General features: G+C 69.9%; 18 protein-coding genes. 13 read left to right on the forward strand and 5 right to left on the reverse strand.

From position 1 onward, the window contains the following. Positions 1 to 62: 62 nt before the first annotated feature. On the reverse strand, positions 63 to 275 hold the full coding sequence (locus tag ACZ4TW_RS20285) for a hypothetical protein (protein WP_465545754.1): 213 nt from the start codon (positions 273 to 275) through the stop codon (positions 63 to 65). Positions 276 to 414: 139 nt separating this feature from the next. Between ACZ4TW_RS20285 and ACZ4TW_RS20290 the strand changes: the two genes are divergently transcribed. Beyond that, positions 415 to 885, forward strand: coding sequence for a hypothetical protein (locus ACZ4TW_RS20290; RefSeq protein ID WP_465545756.1), 471 nt, complete (start codon positions 415 to 417; stop codon positions 883 to 885). Here the strand turns inward: ACZ4TW_RS20290 and ACZ4TW_RS20295 are convergent. Further along, positions 831 to 1,595 carry a CPBP family intramembrane glutamic endopeptidase gene (locus tag ACZ4TW_RS20295; RefSeq protein ID WP_465545758.1) on the reverse strand — a complete coding sequence of 255 codons (765 nt, stop codon included), beginning with the start codon at positions 1,593 to 1,595 and terminating at the stop codon, positions 831 to 833. The two genes, ACZ4TW_RS20290 and ACZ4TW_RS20295, sit on opposite strands and share 55 nt — an antisense overlap. 212 nt (positions 1,596 to 1,807) lie before the next feature. Here ACZ4TW_RS20295 and ACZ4TW_RS20300 point away from each other — a divergent pair, with 212 nt between their 5' ends. The 6 genes from ACZ4TW_RS20300 (at position 1,808) to ACZ4TW_RS20325 (ending at position 10,407) form a co-directional block, all read left to right on the forward strand. Then, positions 1,808 to 3,427, forward strand: coding sequence for a peptide ABC transporter substrate-binding protein (locus ACZ4TW_RS20300; protein ID WP_465545760.1), 1,620 nt, complete (start codon positions 1,808 to 1,810; stop codon positions 3,425 to 3,427). 207 nt (positions 3,428 to 3,634) lie between these two features. Then, positions 3,635 to 4,564: an ABC transporter permease gene (locus tag ACZ4TW_RS20305; protein ID WP_465545762.1), complete on the forward strand. Its 930-nt coding sequence runs from the start codon at positions 3,635 to 3,637 to the stop codon at positions 4,562 to 4,564. Continuing rightward, positions 4,554 to 5,507 (forward strand): ABC transporter permease, encoded by a 954-nt coding sequence (locus ACZ4TW_RS20310; protein ID WP_465545764.1) that lies wholly within the window; start codon positions 4,554 to 4,556, stop codon positions 5,505 to 5,507. The genes ACZ4TW_RS20305 and ACZ4TW_RS20310 overlap by 11 nt, the downstream gene beginning before the upstream one ends. Further along, entirely contained in the window at positions 5,504 to 7,273 is a 1,770-nt protein-coding gene (locus ACZ4TW_RS20315) for a dipeptide ABC transporter ATP-binding protein (protein ID WP_465545766.1), read from the forward strand. Before ACZ4TW_RS20310 ends, ACZ4TW_RS20315 begins: the two co-directional genes overlap by 4 nt. A gap of 201 nt (positions 7,274 to 7,474) precedes the next feature. Further along, positions 7,475 to 9,379 (forward strand): translational GTPase TypA, encoded by a 1,905-nt coding sequence (typA, locus tag ACZ4TW_RS20320; RefSeq protein ID WP_465545768.1) that lies wholly within the window; start codon positions 7,475 to 7,477, stop codon positions 9,377 to 9,379. Positions 9,380 to 9,537: 158 nt separating this feature from the next. After that, positions 9,538 to 10,407, forward strand: a complete 870-nt coding sequence (locus ACZ4TW_RS20325; protein ID WP_465545770.1) for a M23 family metallopeptidase — start codon at positions 9,538 to 9,540, stop codon at positions 10,405 to 10,407. A gap of 16 nt (positions 10,408 to 10,423) precedes the next feature. On the opposite strand, the gene ACZ4TW_RS20330 is transcribed toward ACZ4TW_RS20325, so the two are convergent. Then, positions 10,424 to 11,236 carry an enoyl-CoA hydratase/isomerase family protein gene (locus ACZ4TW_RS20330; protein WP_465545772.1) on the reverse strand — a complete coding sequence of 271 codons (813 nt, stop codon included), beginning with the start codon at positions 11,234 to 11,236 and terminating at the stop codon, positions 10,424 to 10,426. 87 nt (positions 11,237 to 11,323) lie between these two features. Here ACZ4TW_RS20330 and ACZ4TW_RS20335 point away from each other — a divergent pair, with 87 nt between their 5' ends. The 5 genes from ACZ4TW_RS20335 (at position 11,324) to ACZ4TW_RS20355 (ending at position 15,137) form a co-directional block, all read left to right on the forward strand. Next, a complete protein-coding gene (locus ACZ4TW_RS20335) occupies positions 11,324 to 11,776 on the forward strand; it encodes a hypothetical protein (RefSeq protein ID WP_465545774.1) in 453 nt (150 codons plus the stop codon). Further along, positions 11,773 to 12,186 (forward strand): histidinol dehydrogenase, encoded by a 414-nt coding sequence (locus ACZ4TW_RS20340; RefSeq protein ID WP_465545776.1) that lies wholly within the window; start codon positions 11,773 to 11,775, stop codon positions 12,184 to 12,186. Before ACZ4TW_RS20335 ends, ACZ4TW_RS20340 begins: the two co-directional genes overlap by 4 nt. Before the next feature lie 56 nt (positions 12,187 to 12,242). Continuing rightward, on the forward strand, positions 12,243 to 12,563 hold the full coding sequence (gene fdxA, locus ACZ4TW_RS20345; RefSeq protein ID WP_067949403.1) for a ferredoxin: 321 nt from the start codon (positions 12,243 to 12,245) through the stop codon (positions 12,561 to 12,563). A gap of 2 nt (positions 12,564 to 12,565) precedes the next feature. Continuing rightward, complete coding sequence (gene dapC, locus ACZ4TW_RS20350) at positions 12,566 to 13,681, forward strand: succinyldiaminopimelate transaminase (RefSeq protein WP_465545777.1); 1,116 nt, start codon at positions 12,566 to 12,568, stop codon at positions 13,679 to 13,681. Between the two features lie 142 nt (positions 13,682 to 13,823). After that, on the forward strand, positions 13,824 to 15,137 hold the full coding sequence (locus tag ACZ4TW_RS20355) for a citrate synthase (RefSeq protein WP_465545779.1): 1,314 nt from the start codon (positions 13,824 to 13,826) through the stop codon (positions 15,135 to 15,137). Between the two features lie 72 nt (positions 15,138 to 15,209). On the opposite strand, the gene ctlX is transcribed toward ACZ4TW_RS20355, so the two are convergent. Continuing rightward, positions 15,210 to 16,199, reverse strand: a complete 990-nt coding sequence (gene ctlX / locus ACZ4TW_RS20360) for a citrulline utilization hydrolase CtlX (RefSeq protein WP_465545781.1) — start codon at positions 16,197 to 16,199, stop codon at positions 15,210 to 15,212. A gap of 4 nt (positions 16,200 to 16,203) precedes the next feature. Beyond that, positions 16,204 to 17,232 carry an ornithine cyclodeaminase gene (locus ACZ4TW_RS20365; RefSeq protein ID WP_465545783.1) on the reverse strand — a complete coding sequence of 343 codons (1,029 nt, stop codon included), beginning with the start codon at positions 17,230 to 17,232 and terminating at the stop codon, positions 16,204 to 16,206. 122 nt (positions 17,233 to 17,354) lie between these two features. Here ACZ4TW_RS20365 and ACZ4TW_RS20370 point away from each other — a divergent pair, with 122 nt between their 5' ends. Next, positions 17,355 to 17,786 (forward strand): Lrp/AsnC family transcriptional regulator, encoded by a 432-nt coding sequence (locus ACZ4TW_RS20370; RefSeq protein WP_465545785.1) that lies wholly within the window; start codon positions 17,355 to 17,357, stop codon positions 17,784 to 17,786. The last annotated feature ends 1 nt before the right edge of the window (position 17,787 follow it).

The following is a 17,787-nucleotide window of genomic DNA, read 5'->3' on the forward strand; positions in this document are numbered from 1 at the left end:
ACGCAGCGGCATCAACGCCGTGACATCGTCACGGCGTTCGCGTAGCGGACGCCTCGGCGGGATCACACCCCGGCCGGGCGCGGTCGGGCCGGCTGCGGCGCGGCGTGGCGGCCGCGCTCGCGGTACACCACGCGCGGCCTGACGGATGCCGCGGCCGCGCGTCGGGCGAGCGCGCGATCGCGCGCCTGCGCGACCTCGGTCTCGTCGGCGCGGTGGCGACGGTCGGTGGCGCGGGCGGCGAGTCCGCCGGCGGCGATGGCGTGTGCGAGGTCCATGGTGGTCGTCTCCGATGTCCGGCCGTTCCCCTGACGGCGGGGTCCATGCTCGCGAGGTCGGCGACCTGCCGGATCCGGGCCCTCCCGCGCCCCCGGCCCGGGAGTACACTGAGGTTCTCTCGCACTAGGGGGTGCGCGCATGGTCTCGGTGGATCTCGTCGCCGCGTTCGCGACGATCGCCTTCGTCGGCGTGATGGTGGGCTGCACGCTCGCCGGGTCGGCCTCGCACGGCCTGCAACGACGGGCCGGGCTCGTCGAACGGCGGAACCCCGCCCTCGCGGAGGCGCTGCGTCGCGCCGACGCGATGAGCGACCTCCGCATGTCGGGCGGTCTCACCGGCATGGAGGCCTTCTCGCCGGTGTGCACCCCGAGCCGCCGCAGCTGGATCGACGGCGCGCGCATCCGCGCCGCCGACTCCGACCTCCGCTTCGAGCCCCCCGAGGAGACGCTGCCGCCGCTTCCCGCGACCGTCGTCGCGCTCGCGCAGGGCCGGCACGTCGCCGAGACGTCGAGGGTGCGCCATCCGTCGGCCCGTCCCGCCGAGCCCGCCGAACCTCAGCTCGCGGGTGGCGCGAAGAGCGAGGGCCACAGCGCCACCGCGAGCGGGTAGCCGACGAACGACACGATGTCGAGGAGCCAGTGCGCGATGACGAGCGGCATCGTGCGACCCCATCTCGTGTAGGCCCAGCCGAACACGACGCCCATGACGGCGTTGCCGACGAACGCGCCGAAGCCCTGGTAGAGGTGGTACGTGCCGCGCAGCAGCGCGCTCGAGAGGATGGTCGCCCACGGCCCGACGCCCAGCTCCCGAAGCCGCGTGAAGAGGTAGCCGACCGCGATGACCTCCTCGACCAGCGCTGCCCTCAGTGCGGCGAGCACGAGGATCGGGACCGTCCACCAGTGCGCGTCGAGCGGCTGCGGCACGACCGCGACGGTGAAGCCGAGCGCCCGCCCCGCGGCGTAGAGGGCGAGGCCGGGCACGCCGATCGCGGCGGCGAGGAACAGGCCGGATGCGGCATCCCGCCCGGGTCGGGTGAGGTCGAGGCCGATCCGCCGGAACGGGTCGCGCCCCGGCTGCCACAGGAGGTAGAGCGCGAGGGCGACGACCGCGAGCCCGAACACCACGTCGAGGAACTGGTAGGTGAAGTCGAGCCACTCGCGAGCCGACCGCGACTGATTGAGCGCGGCGCTCTGCTGGCCGAGCGGCCGTTCGTCGGTGACACGGCCGATGATCGAGACGACGGAGTAGACGGCGGAGGCGCCCAGGGACAGGGCGAGCACGATCGCGACCTCGATGCGCAGACGACGTGCCCAGGGCATGCGGCAATCCTCGCATGCACGCGCGAACGCAAGATTCGTGCGTCGCCGCGTGCTCATATGCGCACCGAGTCGGTCGTAGGTTGCGCCTCGGTAACGGTTCCGAGATGAAGTTTGTTCGGCTCGAACCCGCTTATAGTCTCGATTCACCTACCAGCGCCCCCTCGTTCGACCACGAAATCGCGCGAGCGTGCGCTCATCTCACAGGAGGAACATTGAAGATCAAGAGATTCGGCGTTGCCGCCGTTGCTCTTGCAGCGGCCGGCGTCCTGACGCTGGCCGGATGCTCGACCGGCAGCGAGCCCGCCGCACCCGAGGGCGACTCGGCTGCGATCGTCACGGTCAACAACACCGAGCCCCAGAACCCGCTGGTCACGACCAACACCAACGAGGTGGGCGGCGGCCTGGTGCTGCAGAACATCTTCGCCGGACTCGTGTACTACGAGGCAGACGGCTCCGCGCAGAACGACGTCGCCGAGTCGATCGAGACCGAAGACGCGCAGACCTACACGATCAAGATCCGCGAGGGCCTGACCTTCACCAACGGCGACCCGGTCAACGCCGAGTCGTTCGTGAAGGCTTGGAACTACGGTGCCGCGCTCGACAACGCGCAGCTCTCGAGCTACTTCTTCGAGAGCATCGAGGGCTTCAGCTACGACGAGAACGTCGAGGAGCTCTCGGGCCTCGAGGTCGTCGACGACCTCACCTTCACCGTCACGCTCAAGCAGCCCGAGTCCGACTTCCCGCTGCGACTCGGCTACACGGCGTACTTCCCGCTGCCCGAGGCGGCGTGGGAGGACATCGACGCGTTCGGCGAGAACCCGATCGGCAACGGCCCGTACATGATGGACGGCGAGGGTGCCTGGGCCCACAACGAGCGCATCGACCTCGTCAAGAACGAGGACTACGACGGTCCGCGCGAGGCGCAGAACGGCGGGATCGACATGATCCTGTACGCCAGCACCGACGCCGCGTACGCCGACCTGCAGGGCGGCAACCTCGACATCCTCCAGGACGTCCCCGACAGCGCGCTGCAGACCTTCGAGACCGAGTTCGAGGGCCGTTCGGTGAACCAGCCGGGTGCTGCGAACGCCACCATCACGATCCCCGAGCGGCTCCCGCACTTCAGCGGTGACGAGGGCAAGCTGCGTCGTGCCGCGATCTCGCACGCGATCGACCGCGAGGAGATCACCGACGTGATCTTCAACGGCACGCGTACCCCGGCCAAGGACTTCACCTCGCCCGTCATCGACGGCTACTCCGAGGACATCCCCGGCTCCGAGGTGCTCGAGTTCGACCCCGAGCTCGCCAAGGAGCTCTGGGCGCAGGCTGACGCCATCGCCCCGTGGTCGGGCAGCTTCGAGCTCGCCTACAACGCCGACGGCCCCAACCAGGGCTGGGTCGACGCGGTCGCCAACCAGCTGAAGAACAACCTCGGCATCGAGGCCGCGGGTGCTCCGGTGCCCACGTTCGCCGAGCTCCGCACGTCGGTCACCGAGCGCACCATCCAGACGCCGTTCCGCACCGGCTGGCAGTTCGACTACCCGTCGATGTTCAACGGCCTCGGGCCGCTGTACGGCACGGGCGCCGGTTCGAACGACGGCGACTACTCGAACCCCGAGTTCGACACGCTCCTCGACGAGGGCGCTTCGGCGACCGACGTCCAGGAGGGCATCGAGAAGTTCCAGCAGGCGCAGGAGATCCTCTTCGAGGACCTCCCCGTCATCCCGCTCTGGTACACGAACGGCATGGGCGCCTGGGGCGAGCAGGTCGACAACGTGGAGTTCGGCTGGGACACCTGGCCGATCCTGCACCAGGTCACCAAGAGCGAGTAGTTCTCGTTCCGGGGCGGCTCGGGGTTAGACTCTGAGGCGCCCGTGGGGGGGGGGGGGGGGGGGCCGGCCCCCCCCCCCCCCCCCCCCCCCCCCACTCCCACGTATCCCCGCGGTGCACGGCCGATCGGCGTAGCATCGTGTGGACGAACTCGCAAACGGTGAGGTTTCTTCAACATGTCAACATCCACGAACCGGCGGGCCTGATCGATGGCCGGCTATATCGTGCGCCGAGTGCTCCAGGCGATCCCTGTCCTGCTCGGCACCACCTTCCTGATCTACTTCATGGTCTTCGCGATGCCGGGCGATCCGATCGTCGCGCTCTTCGGTGAGAAGACGCCGCCGCCCGCGGTCGTCGAGCAGCTGCGCGAGCGCTACCACCTCGACCAGCCCTTCATCGTGCAGTACCTGCTGTTCCTCGGCGGCATCTTCCGCGGCGACCTCGGCGTCACCTTCACGGGCCAGCCGGTCTCCGAGATCCTCGCGCAGACGTTCCCGGTGACCCTCCGCCTCGCGCTGCTCTCGACGATCTTCCTGATGGTCGGCGGCATCCTCGTCGGCCTCATCTCGGGTCTGCGCAAGGGTGGCATCTTCGACGCGAGCGCCCTCGTCGTGAGCCTCATCTTCATCTCGCTGCCGATCTTCGTCGTGGCGTTCGCAGCCCAGTACATCTTCGCCATCCAACTCGGATGGTTCCGAACCACGGTCGGCGTCGGAGCGCCGTGGGAAGACCTGATCCTGCCCGCGATCGTGCTCGCGACGGCGAGCTTCGCGCAGATCGTCCGACTGACGAGGGCGTCGGTCATCGAGACGGATACGCAGGACTTCGTTCGCACCGCCGCGAGCAAGGGCCTCTCCCGCAACCGCATCGTGCCCATCCACATCCTTCGCAACTCGCTCATCCCCGTCGTCACCTATCTCGCCGTCGACTTCGGCGTGCTCATGGTCGGCGCGACGGTCACGGAGGGCATCTTCAACGTGCCCGGCGTCGGCCGGACCCTCTACCAGGCGATCATCCGAGGTGAGGGGCCCACCGTGGTCTCCTTCGTGACCGTCATGGTGCTGATCTACCTCGTGGTGAACCTGCTGGTGGATCTGCTGTACGCCGTTCTCGACCCGAGGATCCGCTATGCCAAGTAACACCCGACCCACGCAGGCGCACTACGTCGCGCCGCTCGAAGAGACGCCGCTCGTCGCCATCGACACCGTCAAGGCCGAGGGCAAGCCCTCGAACCTCTGGTCCGACGCGTGGCGCGACGTCCGCAAGCGCCCCATGTTCTGGATCTCGGTGGTGCTCATCCTCATCGTCGTGATCGTCGCCCTGTTCCCTGGCTGGTTCACCCAGGTGCCGCCGAACAACGACTGCCAGCTGTCCAACAGCAACGGCGGCCCGCAGCCCGGGCATCCGCTCGGTTTCACCAAGCAGGGCTGCGACATCTACTCGCGCATCATCCACGGCACGTCGACCTCGCTCTCGGTCGGGATCATCGTGACCGCGCTCGTCGCCATCCTCGGCATCATCTTCGGCGGCCTGGCCGGCTTCTACGGCGGCTGGATCGACTCGGTGCTCTCGCGCCTCGGCGACATCTTCTTCTCGATCCCCTACATCCTCGCGGCCGTGGTCATCATGTCGGTGCTCTCGCAGTACGCGAACGTGTGGGTCATCTCGCTGGCCATCGGCATCTTCGCCTGGCCGGCGACGGCCCGTGTGCTGAGAGCCGAGATCCTCAGGGTGAAGAACGCCGACTTCGTCATGGCGGCCACCGCCCTGGGCGTGTCGCCGTTCCGCATTCTGCTCCGCCACGTGCTGCCGAACTCGATCGCGCCCGTCATCGTCATCACGACGATCTCGCTGGCGTCGGCCATCGTCGCCGAGGCGACGCTGTCGTTCCTCGGCGTCGGGCTGCCGTCGTCGACCATGTCGTGGGGCAACGACATCAGCCAGGCGCAGACCGACATCCGGACCGCGCCGCAGACGCTGATCCTGCCCTCCATCGCGCTGTCGGTGACCGTGCTGAGCTTCATCATGCTCGGCGAGGTCGTCCGCGACGCGCTCGACCCGAAGGCGAGGGCGCAGCGATGACCGATATCGTGAACGGAACCGACGTGCAGCAGACCGCGACCGGAGCCGAGGAGCGTCCGCTCCTCGAGATCAAGGACCTCGAGGTCGCCTTCAACACGCAGGAGGGCAAGGTCAAGGCCGTCGACGGCGTGAACATCACGCTCTACCGCGGCCAGAGCCTGGCCATCGTGGGCGAGTCCGGTTCGGGCAAGTCGACGACGGCGCACGCCATCATCAACCTGCTCCCGGGCACCGGCCACATCGCCGGCGGCAGCATCCGCCTCGACGGCCAGGAGATCTCCACGGCGTCCAAGAAGGACATGGAGGCCATTCGCGGCCGCAAGATCGGCTTCGTGCCGCAGGACCCGATGTCGAACCTGAACCCCGTGTGGTCCATCGGCTTCCAGGTCGAGGAGGGCATCAAGGCCAACGGCATCGCGTCCGGTCGCAAGGAGGTCAAGGCCCGCGCGATCGAGGTGCTGAAGCAGGCCGGCCTGAAGGATGCCGACCGCCGGCTGAAGCAGTTCCCGCACCAGTTCTCGGGCGGCATGCGCCAGCGCGTGCTCATCGGCATGGGGCTCGCGGCCGACCCGCAGCTGCTCATCGCCGACGAGCCCACGTCGGCGCTCGACGTGACGGTGCAGCGTGTCATCCTCGATCACCTCGAGTCGCTCACGCGCGAACTCGGCACCACGTTGCTGTTCATCACGCACGACCTCGGCCTGGCCGCCGAGCGTGCCGAGCAGCTCGTCGTCATGTACAAGGGCCGGGTCGTCGAGTCGGGTCCCTCGCTCGAGATCCTCCAGAACCCGCAGCACCCGTACACGCAGCGACTCGTCGCGGCCGCCCCGAGCCTCGCCTCGCGGCGCATCCAGGCGTCGGGCAGCGTGGCGGCGGCCGAGGCGTCGATGTCGGAGGATGCCGCGGCAGCCGCCGGTGACACGATCGACCTGATCGCCACCGCCGAGGCGCGGCACGAGGTGCTCGAGGCGGCCGAGGAGCAGCCGCCCGCGATCGTCGTCGAGGACCTGACCAAGGTCTTCAAGATCCGCGGTTCCGGCGACTTCACCGCCGTCGACAACGTGTCGTTCCAGATCCCGAAGGGCACGACCACGGCGCTCGTCGGCGAGTCGGGTTCGGGCAAGTCGACCGTGGCGAAGATGCTCCTGAAGCTCGAGGATGCCACCAGCGGCCGCATCGTCGTCGGCGGCAAGGACCTGGCCAAGCTCAGCGGCAAGGAGCTCTTCAGCCTGCGCAGCCGCATGCAGCCCGTCTTCCAGGACCCGTACGGCTCGCTGAACCCGCTCCGCAACATCGGCAACACGATCGCCGAGCCCCTCTCCACGCACAAGGTGGGCGACAAGACGTCGCGCCGGCAGCGCGTGTTCGAGCTGCTCGACCAGGTCTCCCTCCCGCGGACGCTGGTCGGCCGGTACCCGAACGAGCTCTCGGGCGGCCAGCGCCAGCGCATCGCGATCGCGCGGGCGCTCGCGCTCAAGCCCGAGATCGTCGTGCTCGACGAGGCCGTGTCGGCGCTCGACGTGCTCGTGCAGGCACAGATCCTGCGCCTGCTCGCCGACCTGCAGTCCGAGCTCGGCCTCACCTACCTCTTCATCACCCACGACCTCGCGGTCGTGCGCGTCATCGCCGACAACGTCTGCGTGATGCAGAAGGGACGCATCGTCGAGGCGGCGGCGACCGACGAGGTCTTCGACAACCCGACCGAGCAGTACACGAAGGACCTGCTCGCAGCCATCCCCGGCGCGAGCCTGAAGCTCGGCGCGTAGGCGCGGAGCGATCCGACCTCGGACGCCCGGCATCCCCTGCGGATGCCGGGCGTCCGGCGTTTCCGCCGGACAGGGTAGGCTGGTCGGGCGCGAGCCGTCGTCACGGCCCACCGCGCTCCACCGACGCACATCCAGCGCCTCCCGCGCTGCCGAACCGCGCCCCGGTGCCCACGGCGACCGGCGGCCCCGCGAGGACCCACCATGGCCAAGGCCACCCGCAACGACCTGCGCAACGTCGCGATCGTCGCCCACGTCGACCACGGCAAGACCACGCTCGTCGACGCCATGCTCAAGCAGACCCACTCCTTCGCCGAGCACGCGCACGTCGACGAGCGCGCCATGGACTCCAACGAGCTCGAGCGCGAGAAGGGCATCACGATCCTCGCGAAGAACACCGCCGTCGAGTACAACGGTGCGCACGCGACATCCGGCCCGGTCACGATCAACGTCATCGACACCCCCGGTCACGCCGACTTCGGCGGCGAGGTCGAGCGCGGGCTCTCCATGGTCGACGGCGTCGTGCTGCTGGTCGACGCGTCCGAGGGCCCGCTGCCGCAGACGCGATTCGTGCTCCGCAAGGCGCTCGAGGCCCGCCTGCCCGTGATCCTGCTCGTCAACAAGACCGACCGGCCCGACGCGCGCATCGACGAGGTCGTCGCCGAGAGCCAGGACCTGCTGCTCGGCCTCGCCTCCGACCTCGCCGACGACGTGCCCGACCTCGACCTCGACGCGATCCTCGACGTGCCCGTCGTGTACGCCTCCGGCAAGGCCGGCCGCGCGTCGCACCACAAGCCCGAGAACGGCCAGCTGCCCGACTCGGAGGACCTCGAGCCGCTGTTCGAGGCGATCCTCCAGCACGTCCCCGCACCGACGTACGACGACGACGCGCCGCTGCAGGCGTGGGTGACCAACCTCGACGCCTCGCCGTTCCTCGGCCGTCTCGCGCTCCTGCGCGTCTTCAACGGCACCATCCGCAAGGGCCAGACGGTGGCGTGGGTGCGCCACGACGGTTCGCACTCGAACGTGCGCATCACCGAACTGCTGAAGACGAAGGCGCTCGAGCGCCACCCTGCCGAGGAGGCGGGTCCCGGCGACATCATCGCGGTCGCCGGCATCGAGGACATCACCATCGGCGAGACCCTCGCCGACCCCGACGACGTGCGCCCGCTCCCCGCGATCCACGTCGACGACCCCGCGATCTCGATGACGATCGGCACGAACACGTCGCCGATCGTCGGCAAGGTCAAGGGCCACAAGCTCACCGCTCGGATGGTCAAGGACCGCCTCGATCGCGAGCTCATCGGCAACGTCTCGCTCAAGGTGCTCGACATCGGCCGGCCCGACGCGTGGGAGGTGCAGGGTCGCGGCGAGCTCGCACTCGCGATCCTCGTCGAGCAGATGCGCCGCGAGGGGTTCGAGCTCACGGTCGGCAAGCCGCAGGTGGTCACGAAGCACGTAGACGGCAAGGTGCACGAGCCCTACGAGCACCTCACGATCGACGCGCCCGAGGAGTACCTCGGCGCGATCACCCAGCTCCTGGCCGCGCGCAAGGGCCGCATGGACGGCATGTCGAACCACGGCACGGGCTGGGTGCGCATGGAGTTCATCGTGCCGAGCCGGGGGCTCATCGGCTTCCGCACCGAGTTCCTCACGATCACGCGGGGCACCGGCATCGCCAACGCGATCTCGCACGGCTACGACGAGTGGGCCGGCGCGATCGTCACCCGCAACAACGGCTCGATCGTTGCCGACCGCGCGGGCGTCGTCACGCCGTTCGCGATCATCGCGCTCCAGGAGCGCATGACCTTCTTCGTGAACCCCACGGAGGAGGTCTACGAGGGCATGGTGATCGGCGAGAACTCGCGCAATGACGACATGGATGTGAACATCACCAAGGAGAAGAAGCTGACGAACATGCGTTCGTCGACGGCCGACACCTTCGAGTCGATGACGCCGTCGCGCCAGCTCACGCTCGAGGAGTGCCTGGAGTTCGCGCGCGAGGACGAGTGCGTCGAGGTCACGCCCGAGAAGGTGCGCATCCGCAAGGTCGAGCTCGACGCCACGGCACGCGCGCGTGCGGCCTCGCGGCTGAAGAAGCAGGGCTAGCCGGGCGGCGTCCCGGGGCCGCGGTACGGCCCCGGGGCCTCATGGAGATGGCCGATTGATGAACTTCCCAGAAATCGGCGCGTAAGGTGTGTCGGGTTCATTCGAAACGCATTGATTCGTTACGTAACCGTTACTCCTGAAACCCCCTTCCCCCACTTATGACCTTCCCCCAGCATGGCCGCCGCGCGGCCGCCCGCCCCTCGCTGCGCGCCTCGGGCCCCCGCCGATCCCGCACCTCCCAGCCCGACGCCGCCGCGGCGTCCGCCCAAGGAGACCGCCGAGCCGCCCGGGTCGCCGACCGCAGCACCCGCCGCTCCGCCGCCCCCACCCGCTCCGCCATGTCGCTCGCGGCCATGACCTTCGTCGGCGGCATGCTGCTCGCCACGAGCGTCCCCGCGCTCGCCGTGAACGCGACCGACACCGAGGTCCGCGCGTCCGTCTACGCCCCTGCCGAGGACACGCTGACCCTGCGCTCCCAGACGCTCGACGTCGGCTCCGAGGTCGCCCTCGCCGCGATCGACGCGGAGGCGTGGTCGGTCGAGGCGGCTCCGCCGCCCATCGAGTCGAGCGTCGCCGGCGTCGGCGAGGTCTCCCTCATCGAGGCGCCCCGCGTCGTCTGGCCGGTCGACCCGTCGCGCATCAGCGACGGCTTCGGCCCGCGCAGCGCGCCGTGCGGCGGGTGCTCGACGAACCACGACGGTATCGACTTCAACCCCGGCGCCGGTGCGCCGATCGTCTCCCTCGCCGACGGCATCGTCATCACGGCGACCGAGTCGGGCGGCGGGTTCGGCGCCTACGTCGAGATCCAGCACAACATCGGCGGCGAGCTCGTCACGTCGCTGTACGCGCACCAGCAGTACGGCTCGATCCAGGTCTCGGTCGGCCAGCGCGTCACCGCCGGCCAGCTGATCGGCGCGGTCGGTTCCACCGGCCAGTCGACCGGCCCGCACCTGCACCTCGAGATGTACGGCGCCGACGGCGTCCGCTTCGACGGCCTGGCCTGGCTGCAGGCGAACGTCACCGGCTGAGCCGGCCCGCCGCGCTTCAGCCTCCGCTGAAGCGCGGCTCGCGCTTGTCGAGGAAGGCCGCAACGCCCTCGCGCATGTCGTCGGTGCGGAACGCATCCTCGAAGCCGGCGACCTCGAGCTCGCTCGCCGTCGCCGTGGGGGTGCCGGCGGCCTGCACGAGCACGCGCTTGGCGAGCGCGACCGCGGTCCACGCGTTCTCGGCCACCTCGGCGATCGTCGCGCGGGCGCCGTCGAGGAGCGCGGCGCGATCGGGGAACCGTCGTGCGACGAGTCCGGCCGACTCCGCCTCGGCGGCATCGATGCGACGGCCCGTGTAGATCAGCTCCTTCGCGAGCGCGAGGCCGACCGCGCGGGGGAGTCGGACCGTGCCGCCGAAGCCCGGGATGAGTCCGAGGCGCACCTCGGGCTGGCCGAAGGCCGAGGCATCCGTCGCGTAGATCAGGTCGCAGGCGAGCGCGAGCTCGAGACCGCCGCCGAGGGCGAAGCCGTCGACGCACGCGATCACCGGCGCCGGGAACCCCTCGATCGTCGCGGCGACACGGTGGCCGAGCCTGGCGGCCTCGGCGCCCTGCTCGGGCGTGAGCTCGGAGAGCGAGCGGATGTCGGCACCCGCGACGAACGCCCGGCCGCCCTCGCCGAGGACGATCACCCCGCGGACGGCGTCACCCTCGGCCGCGAGCGCGTCGAACGCATCGGCGACGGCGCGCAGCACGTCGGGGGAGAGCGCGTTGAGCGCCTTCGGCCGATCGATCACGACCGTCGCCACGATGCCGTCGCGCTCGACGCGGACGGGCGGCGGGACGGTGTCGGTCACGGGCTGCTCGGTCATCCGGCTCTCCTTCCCGCGGCGCTGCGCCGCGCTCGCGACCACGCTACGCCATGGTCGGACGCAGGCGCCGCCGCTAGACTCGCGGGCATGCCTGCTCCCCGCCGCGGCCGTGCCGCCGCCCTGCTCACGGTCGCCGCCGTCGCGACCGCCCTCCTCACCGGCTGCGTCGGCAACCCCGTGGAGGACGTCGTGAACCAGGGCGTCGAGGATGCGGTCGAGGGCGCCACCGGCGGCGACGTCGAGCTCGGCGGCGAACTGCCCGCCGACTTCCCGGCGTCGGTGCCGGTCATCGACGGCACCATCGAGCTCGCGGGCGGCGCGGCCGGCGACACCGAGGGCTGGGTCGTGGTGCTCTCCTCCGACTCGTCCGATCCGCTGGCCGACGCGAAGTCGGCGCTCACGGGCGCGGGCTTCACCGAGGATGCGGCGCTCTCCGGCAACGCCGGAGGCGGCTCCGTCTACACCGACGGCGCGCACCTCGTGATCCTCGCCGGCGACGAGTCGACCGTCACCTACACGGTCACGCCGGCGCCCCCGTGAACGACGCGGCCTCGCGCGGCGACGGACGCACCCTCGGCTCGCGCATCGGGGTGCTCGCCATCGCCTTCGGCGTCGGGCTGGTCTACGGGGTGCTCGGCACCGTCGGCCACCGTCACGCGTGGCAGGTCGGCGAGGTGACCATCGCGTGGGGGATCGCGCTGGCGCTGGTCGGGGTGGCGGCGCTGCTCGTGGGGATCCGGCTCGTCGCGGGAGGCCGGGCGGCCTCGGCGGCCGCGGCCGCGGGCGTCGTCGCCGCGGCGGCGATCCTCTCGCTTCCCGGGCCGGGTGGGTCCGTGATGGTCGCGAGCGGTCCGATCGGCACGATCTGGGCGGTCGGGCCCACGATCATCGCGGTGCTCGTCGTCGCTTGGCCCTCGCTGCCGTCACGAAGCGCCGCACGAGCCTCGTGACGGCGCCGCGCGCGTAGACTGGCACTCCAGCCTCATCGAAGGGACAGCGACCCACCGTGACCTATGTCATCGCCCTGCCGTGCGTCGATGTGAAAGACCGAGCCTGCATCGACGAGTGTCCCGTCGACTGCATCTACGAGGGTGAGCGCTCGCTCTACATCCACCCCGACGAGTGCGTCGATTGCGGCGCCTGCGAACCGGTGTGTCCCGTCGAGGCCATCTACTACGAAGACGACCTGCCCGACGAGTGGGCCGACTACTACAAGGCCAACGTCGAGTTCTTCGACGACATCGGCTCACCCGGCGGCGCTGCGAAGGTCGGCGTCATCGCGAAGGACCACCCGCTCGTGGCCGCGCTCCCGCCCCAGGGCCACTGAGCATGGCGCTCGGTGCGCTGCCCGAGTACCCCTGGGACCTCATGGTCCCGTACCACGACCGTGCGATCGCGCACCGTGACGGAATCGTCGACCTATCGATCGGGTCTCCCGTCGACCCGACGCCGCAGGTGGTCCGCGACGCGCTGTCCGCGGCGACCGACGCGCACGGCTACCCCACCACGATCGGCACCGCCGCGCTGCGGCGCGCGATCGTCGCGTGGTTCGCACGTCGCCGCGGCGTGACGGGGCTCGACGCGGATTCCGTGCTGCCGACGATCGGCTCGAAGGAGCTCGTCGCCCTGCTGCCGTTCCTCCTCGGGGTGGGCGAGGGCGACCGAGTGGTGCACCCGCGGGCGGCCTACCCGACGTACGAGATGGGCGCGGTCTTCGCCGGCGCGACCGCCGTGGCATCCGACGAGCCCGACGCCTGGCCCGAGAACACCCGACTGGTATGGCTCAACTCCCCGGGAAACCCCGACGGACGCGTGCTCGGGATCGAGGAGCTCCGGCGCGCGGTCGCACGCGCGCGCGAGCTCGGGGCGGTGATCGTGGGCGACGAGTGCTATGCCGAGCTCGGCTGGGAGTCGCCGTGGCTGGACGGCGCGGTGCCGAGCATCCTCGACCCGCGCGTGACCGACGGCGACACGACCCGCATCCTCGCGATCTACTCCCTCTCGAAGCAGTCGAACATGGCCGGGTATCGGGCCGCGTTCGTCGCCGGGTGCCGCGACTCGATCGCCCGGCTCACGACCGCGCGGAAGCATGCCGGGCTCATGGTGCCCGCGCCGCTGCAGGCCGCGATGACGGTCGCATTGGGCGACGACGCGCACGTCGCCGAGCAGAAGGAGCGCTATCGCGGCCGGCGGGCGTTGCTGAAGCCCGCCCTCGAGGATGCCGGCTTCCGCGTCGACCACAGCGAGGCGGGGCTGTACCTCTGGGCGACCGAGGGACGCGACGCGTGGGAGTCGATCCGACGCCTCGCCGACCTCGGAATCCTGGCCGGGCCGGGGCATTTCTACGGAACCCACTTCCCCGAGCACGTGCGGCTCTCGCTCACGGCACCCGATGAGCGGATCGCGTCGGCCGCGGCGCGCCTGCGCGCGACGGCCGTGATGTGACATCCCCCAACTGAAGCCTGCATCTGTTGGCGGATGCGACAGTGTGCCGTCGGCACGTCTAGGCTGTATCCGGGCCGCGCGCGCCGACCGACGCCCGGCCGGAGAGCAGGGGACCGCGAAAGTGACGATCACAGGAGACGCCGTGAGCAACGTCGTGAACCAAGCGGCCGGGGCCGATCACCCCGACACCGCGACGCTGGCCTTCCCGGGTGGCACCGCCGAGTTCCCCATCCACCGGGCCTCGCAGGGCAACTCGAGCATCGACCTGTCCACCCTCACGCGCCAGACCGGGCTCACCGCCCTCGACTACGGCTTCGTGAACACCTCGTCGACGCGGTCGTCGATCACCTACATCGACGGCGAGCAGGGCATCCTGCGCTACCGCGGCTACCCGATCGAGCAGCTCGCCGAGCACTCGACGTACCTCGAGGTGGCCTGGCTCCTGATGTACGGCGAGCTGCCCACGCCCGACCAGCTCGCCGAGTTCGACGAGAAGATCCGTCGCCACACGCTCCTGCACGAAGACCTCAAGCGCTTCTTCTCGGCGCTGCCGCACACCGCGCACCCGATGGCCGTGCTCTCGAGTGCAGTGGCCGCGCTCTCGACGTACTACGAGGACTCCTCCGACCCGCACGACCCCGACCACGTCGAACTCACGACCATCCGCCTGCTCGCGAAGCTGCCGGTGATCGCGGCGTACGCGCACAAGAAGAGCATCGGCCAGGCATTCCTCTACCCCGACAACTCGCTGAACTTCGTCGAGAACTTCCTGCGGCTGAACTTCGGCAACATGGCCGAACCGTACTCGATCGACCCGACGCTCGCGCGGGCCCTCGACCGGCTGCTGATCCTGCACGAGGACCACGAGCAGAACGCCTCGACCTCGACCGTGCGACTGGTCGGCTCGACCGGCGCGAACCTGTACGCGTCGATCTCCGCCGGAATCCAGGCGCTCTCGGGTCCGCTGCACGGCGGCGCGAACGAGGCGGTGCTGCAGATGCTCGCGCAGATCCGCGATTCGGGCGAGGGCGTCGCGAAGTTCGTCGAGCGCGTCAAGCGCAAGGAGGACGGCGTGAAGCTCATGGGCTTCGGGCACCGCGTGTACAAGAACTACGACCCGCGCGCGAAGATCGTCAAGGAGAGCGCGAACGCGGTGCTCGAGGGCCTCGGCGTGAACGACCCGCTCCTCGACATCGCCAAGGAGCTCGAGCAGTTCGCTCTGGAGGACGAGTACTTCAAGCAGCGCCGCCTCTACCCGAACGTCGACTTCTACACCGGCGTGATCTACAAGGCCATGGGCTTCCCGACGCGGATGTTCACCGTGCTCTTCGCGATCGGCCGGCTTCCGGGGTGGATCGCGCACTGGCGTGAGATGAACCTCGACCCGCAGACCAAGATCGGTCGCCCGCAGCAGCTCTACACCGGCTCGGTCGAGCGGCACTATCCGCCTCGTTGAACCGGTCGTGAGCGGCCCGTCCCATCCCGGGGCGGGCCGCTCACGCATGTCTCGGCTCGCTGCCGGCGGCGGCTAGTCCACCGCCATGGCCTGATCGGCGGATGCCTCGGCGGCCCGCTCCGAGCGGCGCTCGACGAGCCCGGGTCGTGGGTCGAGGTGGATGCCGGCCAGCATGCATCGGACGGATCCTCCCGCCAGCTCGATCGTGGGCACGTCGAGCGGCAACGGTCGCGCGGATCGCTCGATGCGAGCGCGCTGGTCGTCGGTCAGGGAATCGTACGCGCGCTGCGAGAGCGCGAGGACCCGGCCGTCGGTGCCCCACAGTTCGAGCGCGTTGCCCGCGAACTCGTCGATCTGCGCGTTCGAGAGCGCGATGACGTCGCGACGGCCGCGTGCCGACAGCCGGTCGAGCACCTCCTGCCGGCGCACGGGGGAGACGAGCATATCGGCCGCGACGAGCGCGAACTCCGTCGCGATCGTGAGCACGACGTTGGTGTGGTACACCGCGACGCCCCGCCCGTCGACCGCGTCGAACACCATCGGCTCGTAGCCGAAGTTCGTGCAGAACCGCTCGAGGGCGATCGGGTCGGCGCGGTTCGATCGCGCCGCGTAGGCGATGCGCAGCTCGTGGTCGAGCACCATGGCGCCGGTGCCCTCGAGGAACACGTCGTCGTACTCGAGGCCCGAGTAGTCGATCACGTCCTGGACGCGATAGGTCGTCTTGAGCAGCTCGACGATGTCGCCCCGCCGCTCGGTGCGCCGGTTGGGCGTGTACATCGGGTAGAGCGCGATGTGGCCACCGGAGTGCGTCGAGATCCAGTTGTTCGGGAACACGGAATCGGGCCGATGGGCGGTCTCGTCCTCGAAGAGGTGCACGGTCACGCCGGCGGCCTCGAGGGCCGCGGCTGCGCGGCTGACCTCGTCGTAGGCCGCCGCGGCGAGCCGTGCGGGATCGAGGTCGCCGGCGTCGGGCTGGAAGCCGTTGTCGGCGAGGGTCTGCGGATTGGGGGCGAAGTGGTGCGGTCGTACCATGACGACCGCAGACGGCGACTGCACCGACATCGACTCAGCCCACCGGCGAGAACGCGCCGACGAGTCCGAAGAGGTCCTTCGGATCCTCGGGATCGGCGACGAGGTCGATCCGCTGCTCGAATCGGGTGCCCGCGACCTGGTCGCGCACGTAGCGGAGGGCGGAGAAGTCCTCGATGGCGAACCCGACCGAGTCGAACAGCGTGACCTGATCGGCGTGGGTGCGCCCGGAGGCGCGGCCGGCGAGCACCTCCCACAGCTCGGTCACGGGGAAGTCGGGTGCCTTGGCCTGGATCTCGCCCTCGATGCGGGTCTGCGGCGTGTACTCGACGAAGACGCCGGCGCGTTCGAGGATCGCGGGATCGAGCTCGGTCTTGCCAGGGCAGTCGCCGCCGATGGCGTTCAGGTGCATGCCCGGACGGACCCACTCGTCGGCGACGACGGTGGCGCGCGCCTTGTCGGCCGTGCAGGTCGTGACGACGTCGGCACCCTCGAGCGCCTCGGCCGCGCTGCCGGCGACCTCGATCTCGAAGCCCAGGGGCAGCGTGTTGCGCACGAACTTCGCGATCGCATCGGGGTCGACGTCGTACACGCGCAGCCTGGTGATACCCAGCGCGGTGCGGAATGCGAGCGCCTGGAACTCGGCCTGGCTGCCGGTGCCGATCATGGCCATGACCTTCGAGTCGGGCCGGGCGAGCAGCTTGGCGGCGAACGCACTCGTGGCCGCCGTGCGCAGCGCCGTGAGCACGGTCATCTCGGCGAGAAACGTGGGGTAGCCGTTGTGCACGTCGGCGAGCACGCCGAAGGCGGTCACCGTCTGGTAGCCGCGCGCGGGATTCGACGGGTGGCCGTTGACGTACTTGAACGCATAGGATTCGTGGTCGCTCGTGGGCATCAGCTCGATGACGCCGAACGGCGTATGGCTGGCGACCCTCGGGGTCTTGTCGAAGCTCTCCCAGCGGGCGAAGTCCTCCTCGAGGTACTCGAGGATGCCGGCGATGATGCGCTCAGGCCCGGTGCTGGCGACCCAGCCGACCATGTTGCGTACGTCGACGAAGCTCGTCATCACGTTCCTTTCCAGTTGTGCTTCAAGGGTAGGATCCGTCGATCTGCAACAGCAAGAACCGGTGTGCTCACGGAATGCGACGGAAATGAGCAGTGTGCGCATTGTCTCGATACGATGTGCGCATGGACCAGCTCGATGACCTCGATCGGCGCCTCCTGGCGCTCCTGCGGGAGGACGGCCGCGCGCCCGTCGCCGATCTCGCGCGCCGGCTCGGCGTGGCCCGCGCCACCGTCACGGGGCGCATCGATCGGCTCGTGGCATCCGGCACCATCATCGGGTTCTCGGTGCGCGTGCGCGACGAAGCCGACCCGCTCGCGATCCACGCCGTGTCGTTCATCGAGGTCGAGGGGCGCAGCACCGACGACGTGATCCGGCGGTTGCGCGGCTTCCCGGAGATCATCGCCCTGCACACGACGAACGGCGGCTGGGATCTCGTCGCCGAGCTGCGCACCGAGACGCTCGGCGACTTCGACCGCGTGCTCGGCCGCATCCGCTCGATCGAGGGCGTCGTCAACAGCGAGACCAGCCTGCTGCTCAGCTCCGTGCTGCGCTGAA

Source organism: Agromyces sp. NPDC029043 (assembly GCF_055564615.1).

Coding starts and splice junctions, on each gene's coding strand:
- ACZ4TW_RS20310 (WP_465545764.1), top strand. CDS start 4,554: ATGCCAAGTAACACCCGACCCACGCAGGCGCACTACGTCGCGCCGCTC.
- ACZ4TW_RS20325 (WP_465545770.1), top strand. CDS start 9,538: ATGACCTTCCCCCAGCATGGCCGCCGCGCGGCCGCCCGCCCCTCGCTG.
- ACZ4TW_RS20365 (WP_465545783.1), bottom strand. CDS start 17,232: ATGACGAGCTTCGTCGACGTACGCAACATGGTCGGCTGGGTCGCCAGC.
- ACZ4TW_RS20295 (WP_465545758.1), bottom strand. CDS start 1,595: ATGCCCTGGGCACGTCGTCTGCGCATCGAGGTCGCGATCGTGCTCGCC.
- typA (WP_465545768.1), top strand. CDS start 7,475: ATGGCCAAGGCCACCCGCAACGACCTGCGCAACGTCGCGATCGTCGCC.
- ACZ4TW_RS20330 (WP_465545772.1), bottom strand. CDS start 11,236: ATGACCGAGCAGCCCGTGACCGACACCGTCCCGCCGCCCGTCCGCGTC.
- ACZ4TW_RS20370 (WP_465545785.1), top strand. CDS start 17,355: ATGGACCAGCTCGATGACCTCGATCGGCGCCTCCTGGCGCTCCTGCGG.
- ctlX (WP_465545781.1), bottom strand. CDS start 16,199: ATGTCGGTGCAGTCGCCGTCTGCGGTCGTCATGGTACGACCGCACCAC.
- ACZ4TW_RS20305 (WP_465545762.1), top strand. CDS start 3,635: ATGGCCGGCTATATCGTGCGCCGAGTGCTCCAGGCGATCCCTGTCCTG.
- ACZ4TW_RS20335 (WP_465545774.1), top strand. CDS start 11,324: ATGCCTGCTCCCCGCCGCGGCCGTGCCGCCGCCCTGCTCACGGTCGCC.
- ACZ4TW_RS20285 (WP_465545754.1), bottom strand. CDS start 275: ATGGACCTCGCACACGCCATCGCCGCCGGCGGACTCGCCGCCCGCGCC.
- dapC (WP_465545777.1), top strand. CDS start 12,566: ATGGCGCTCGGTGCGCTGCCCGAGTACCCCTGGGACCTCATGGTCCCG.
- ACZ4TW_RS20290 (WP_465545756.1), top strand. CDS start 415: ATGGTCTCGGTGGATCTCGTCGCCGCGTTCGCGACGATCGCCTTCGTC.
- ACZ4TW_RS20315 (WP_465545766.1), top strand. CDS start 5,504: ATGACCGATATCGTGAACGGAACCGACGTGCAGCAGACCGCGACCGGA.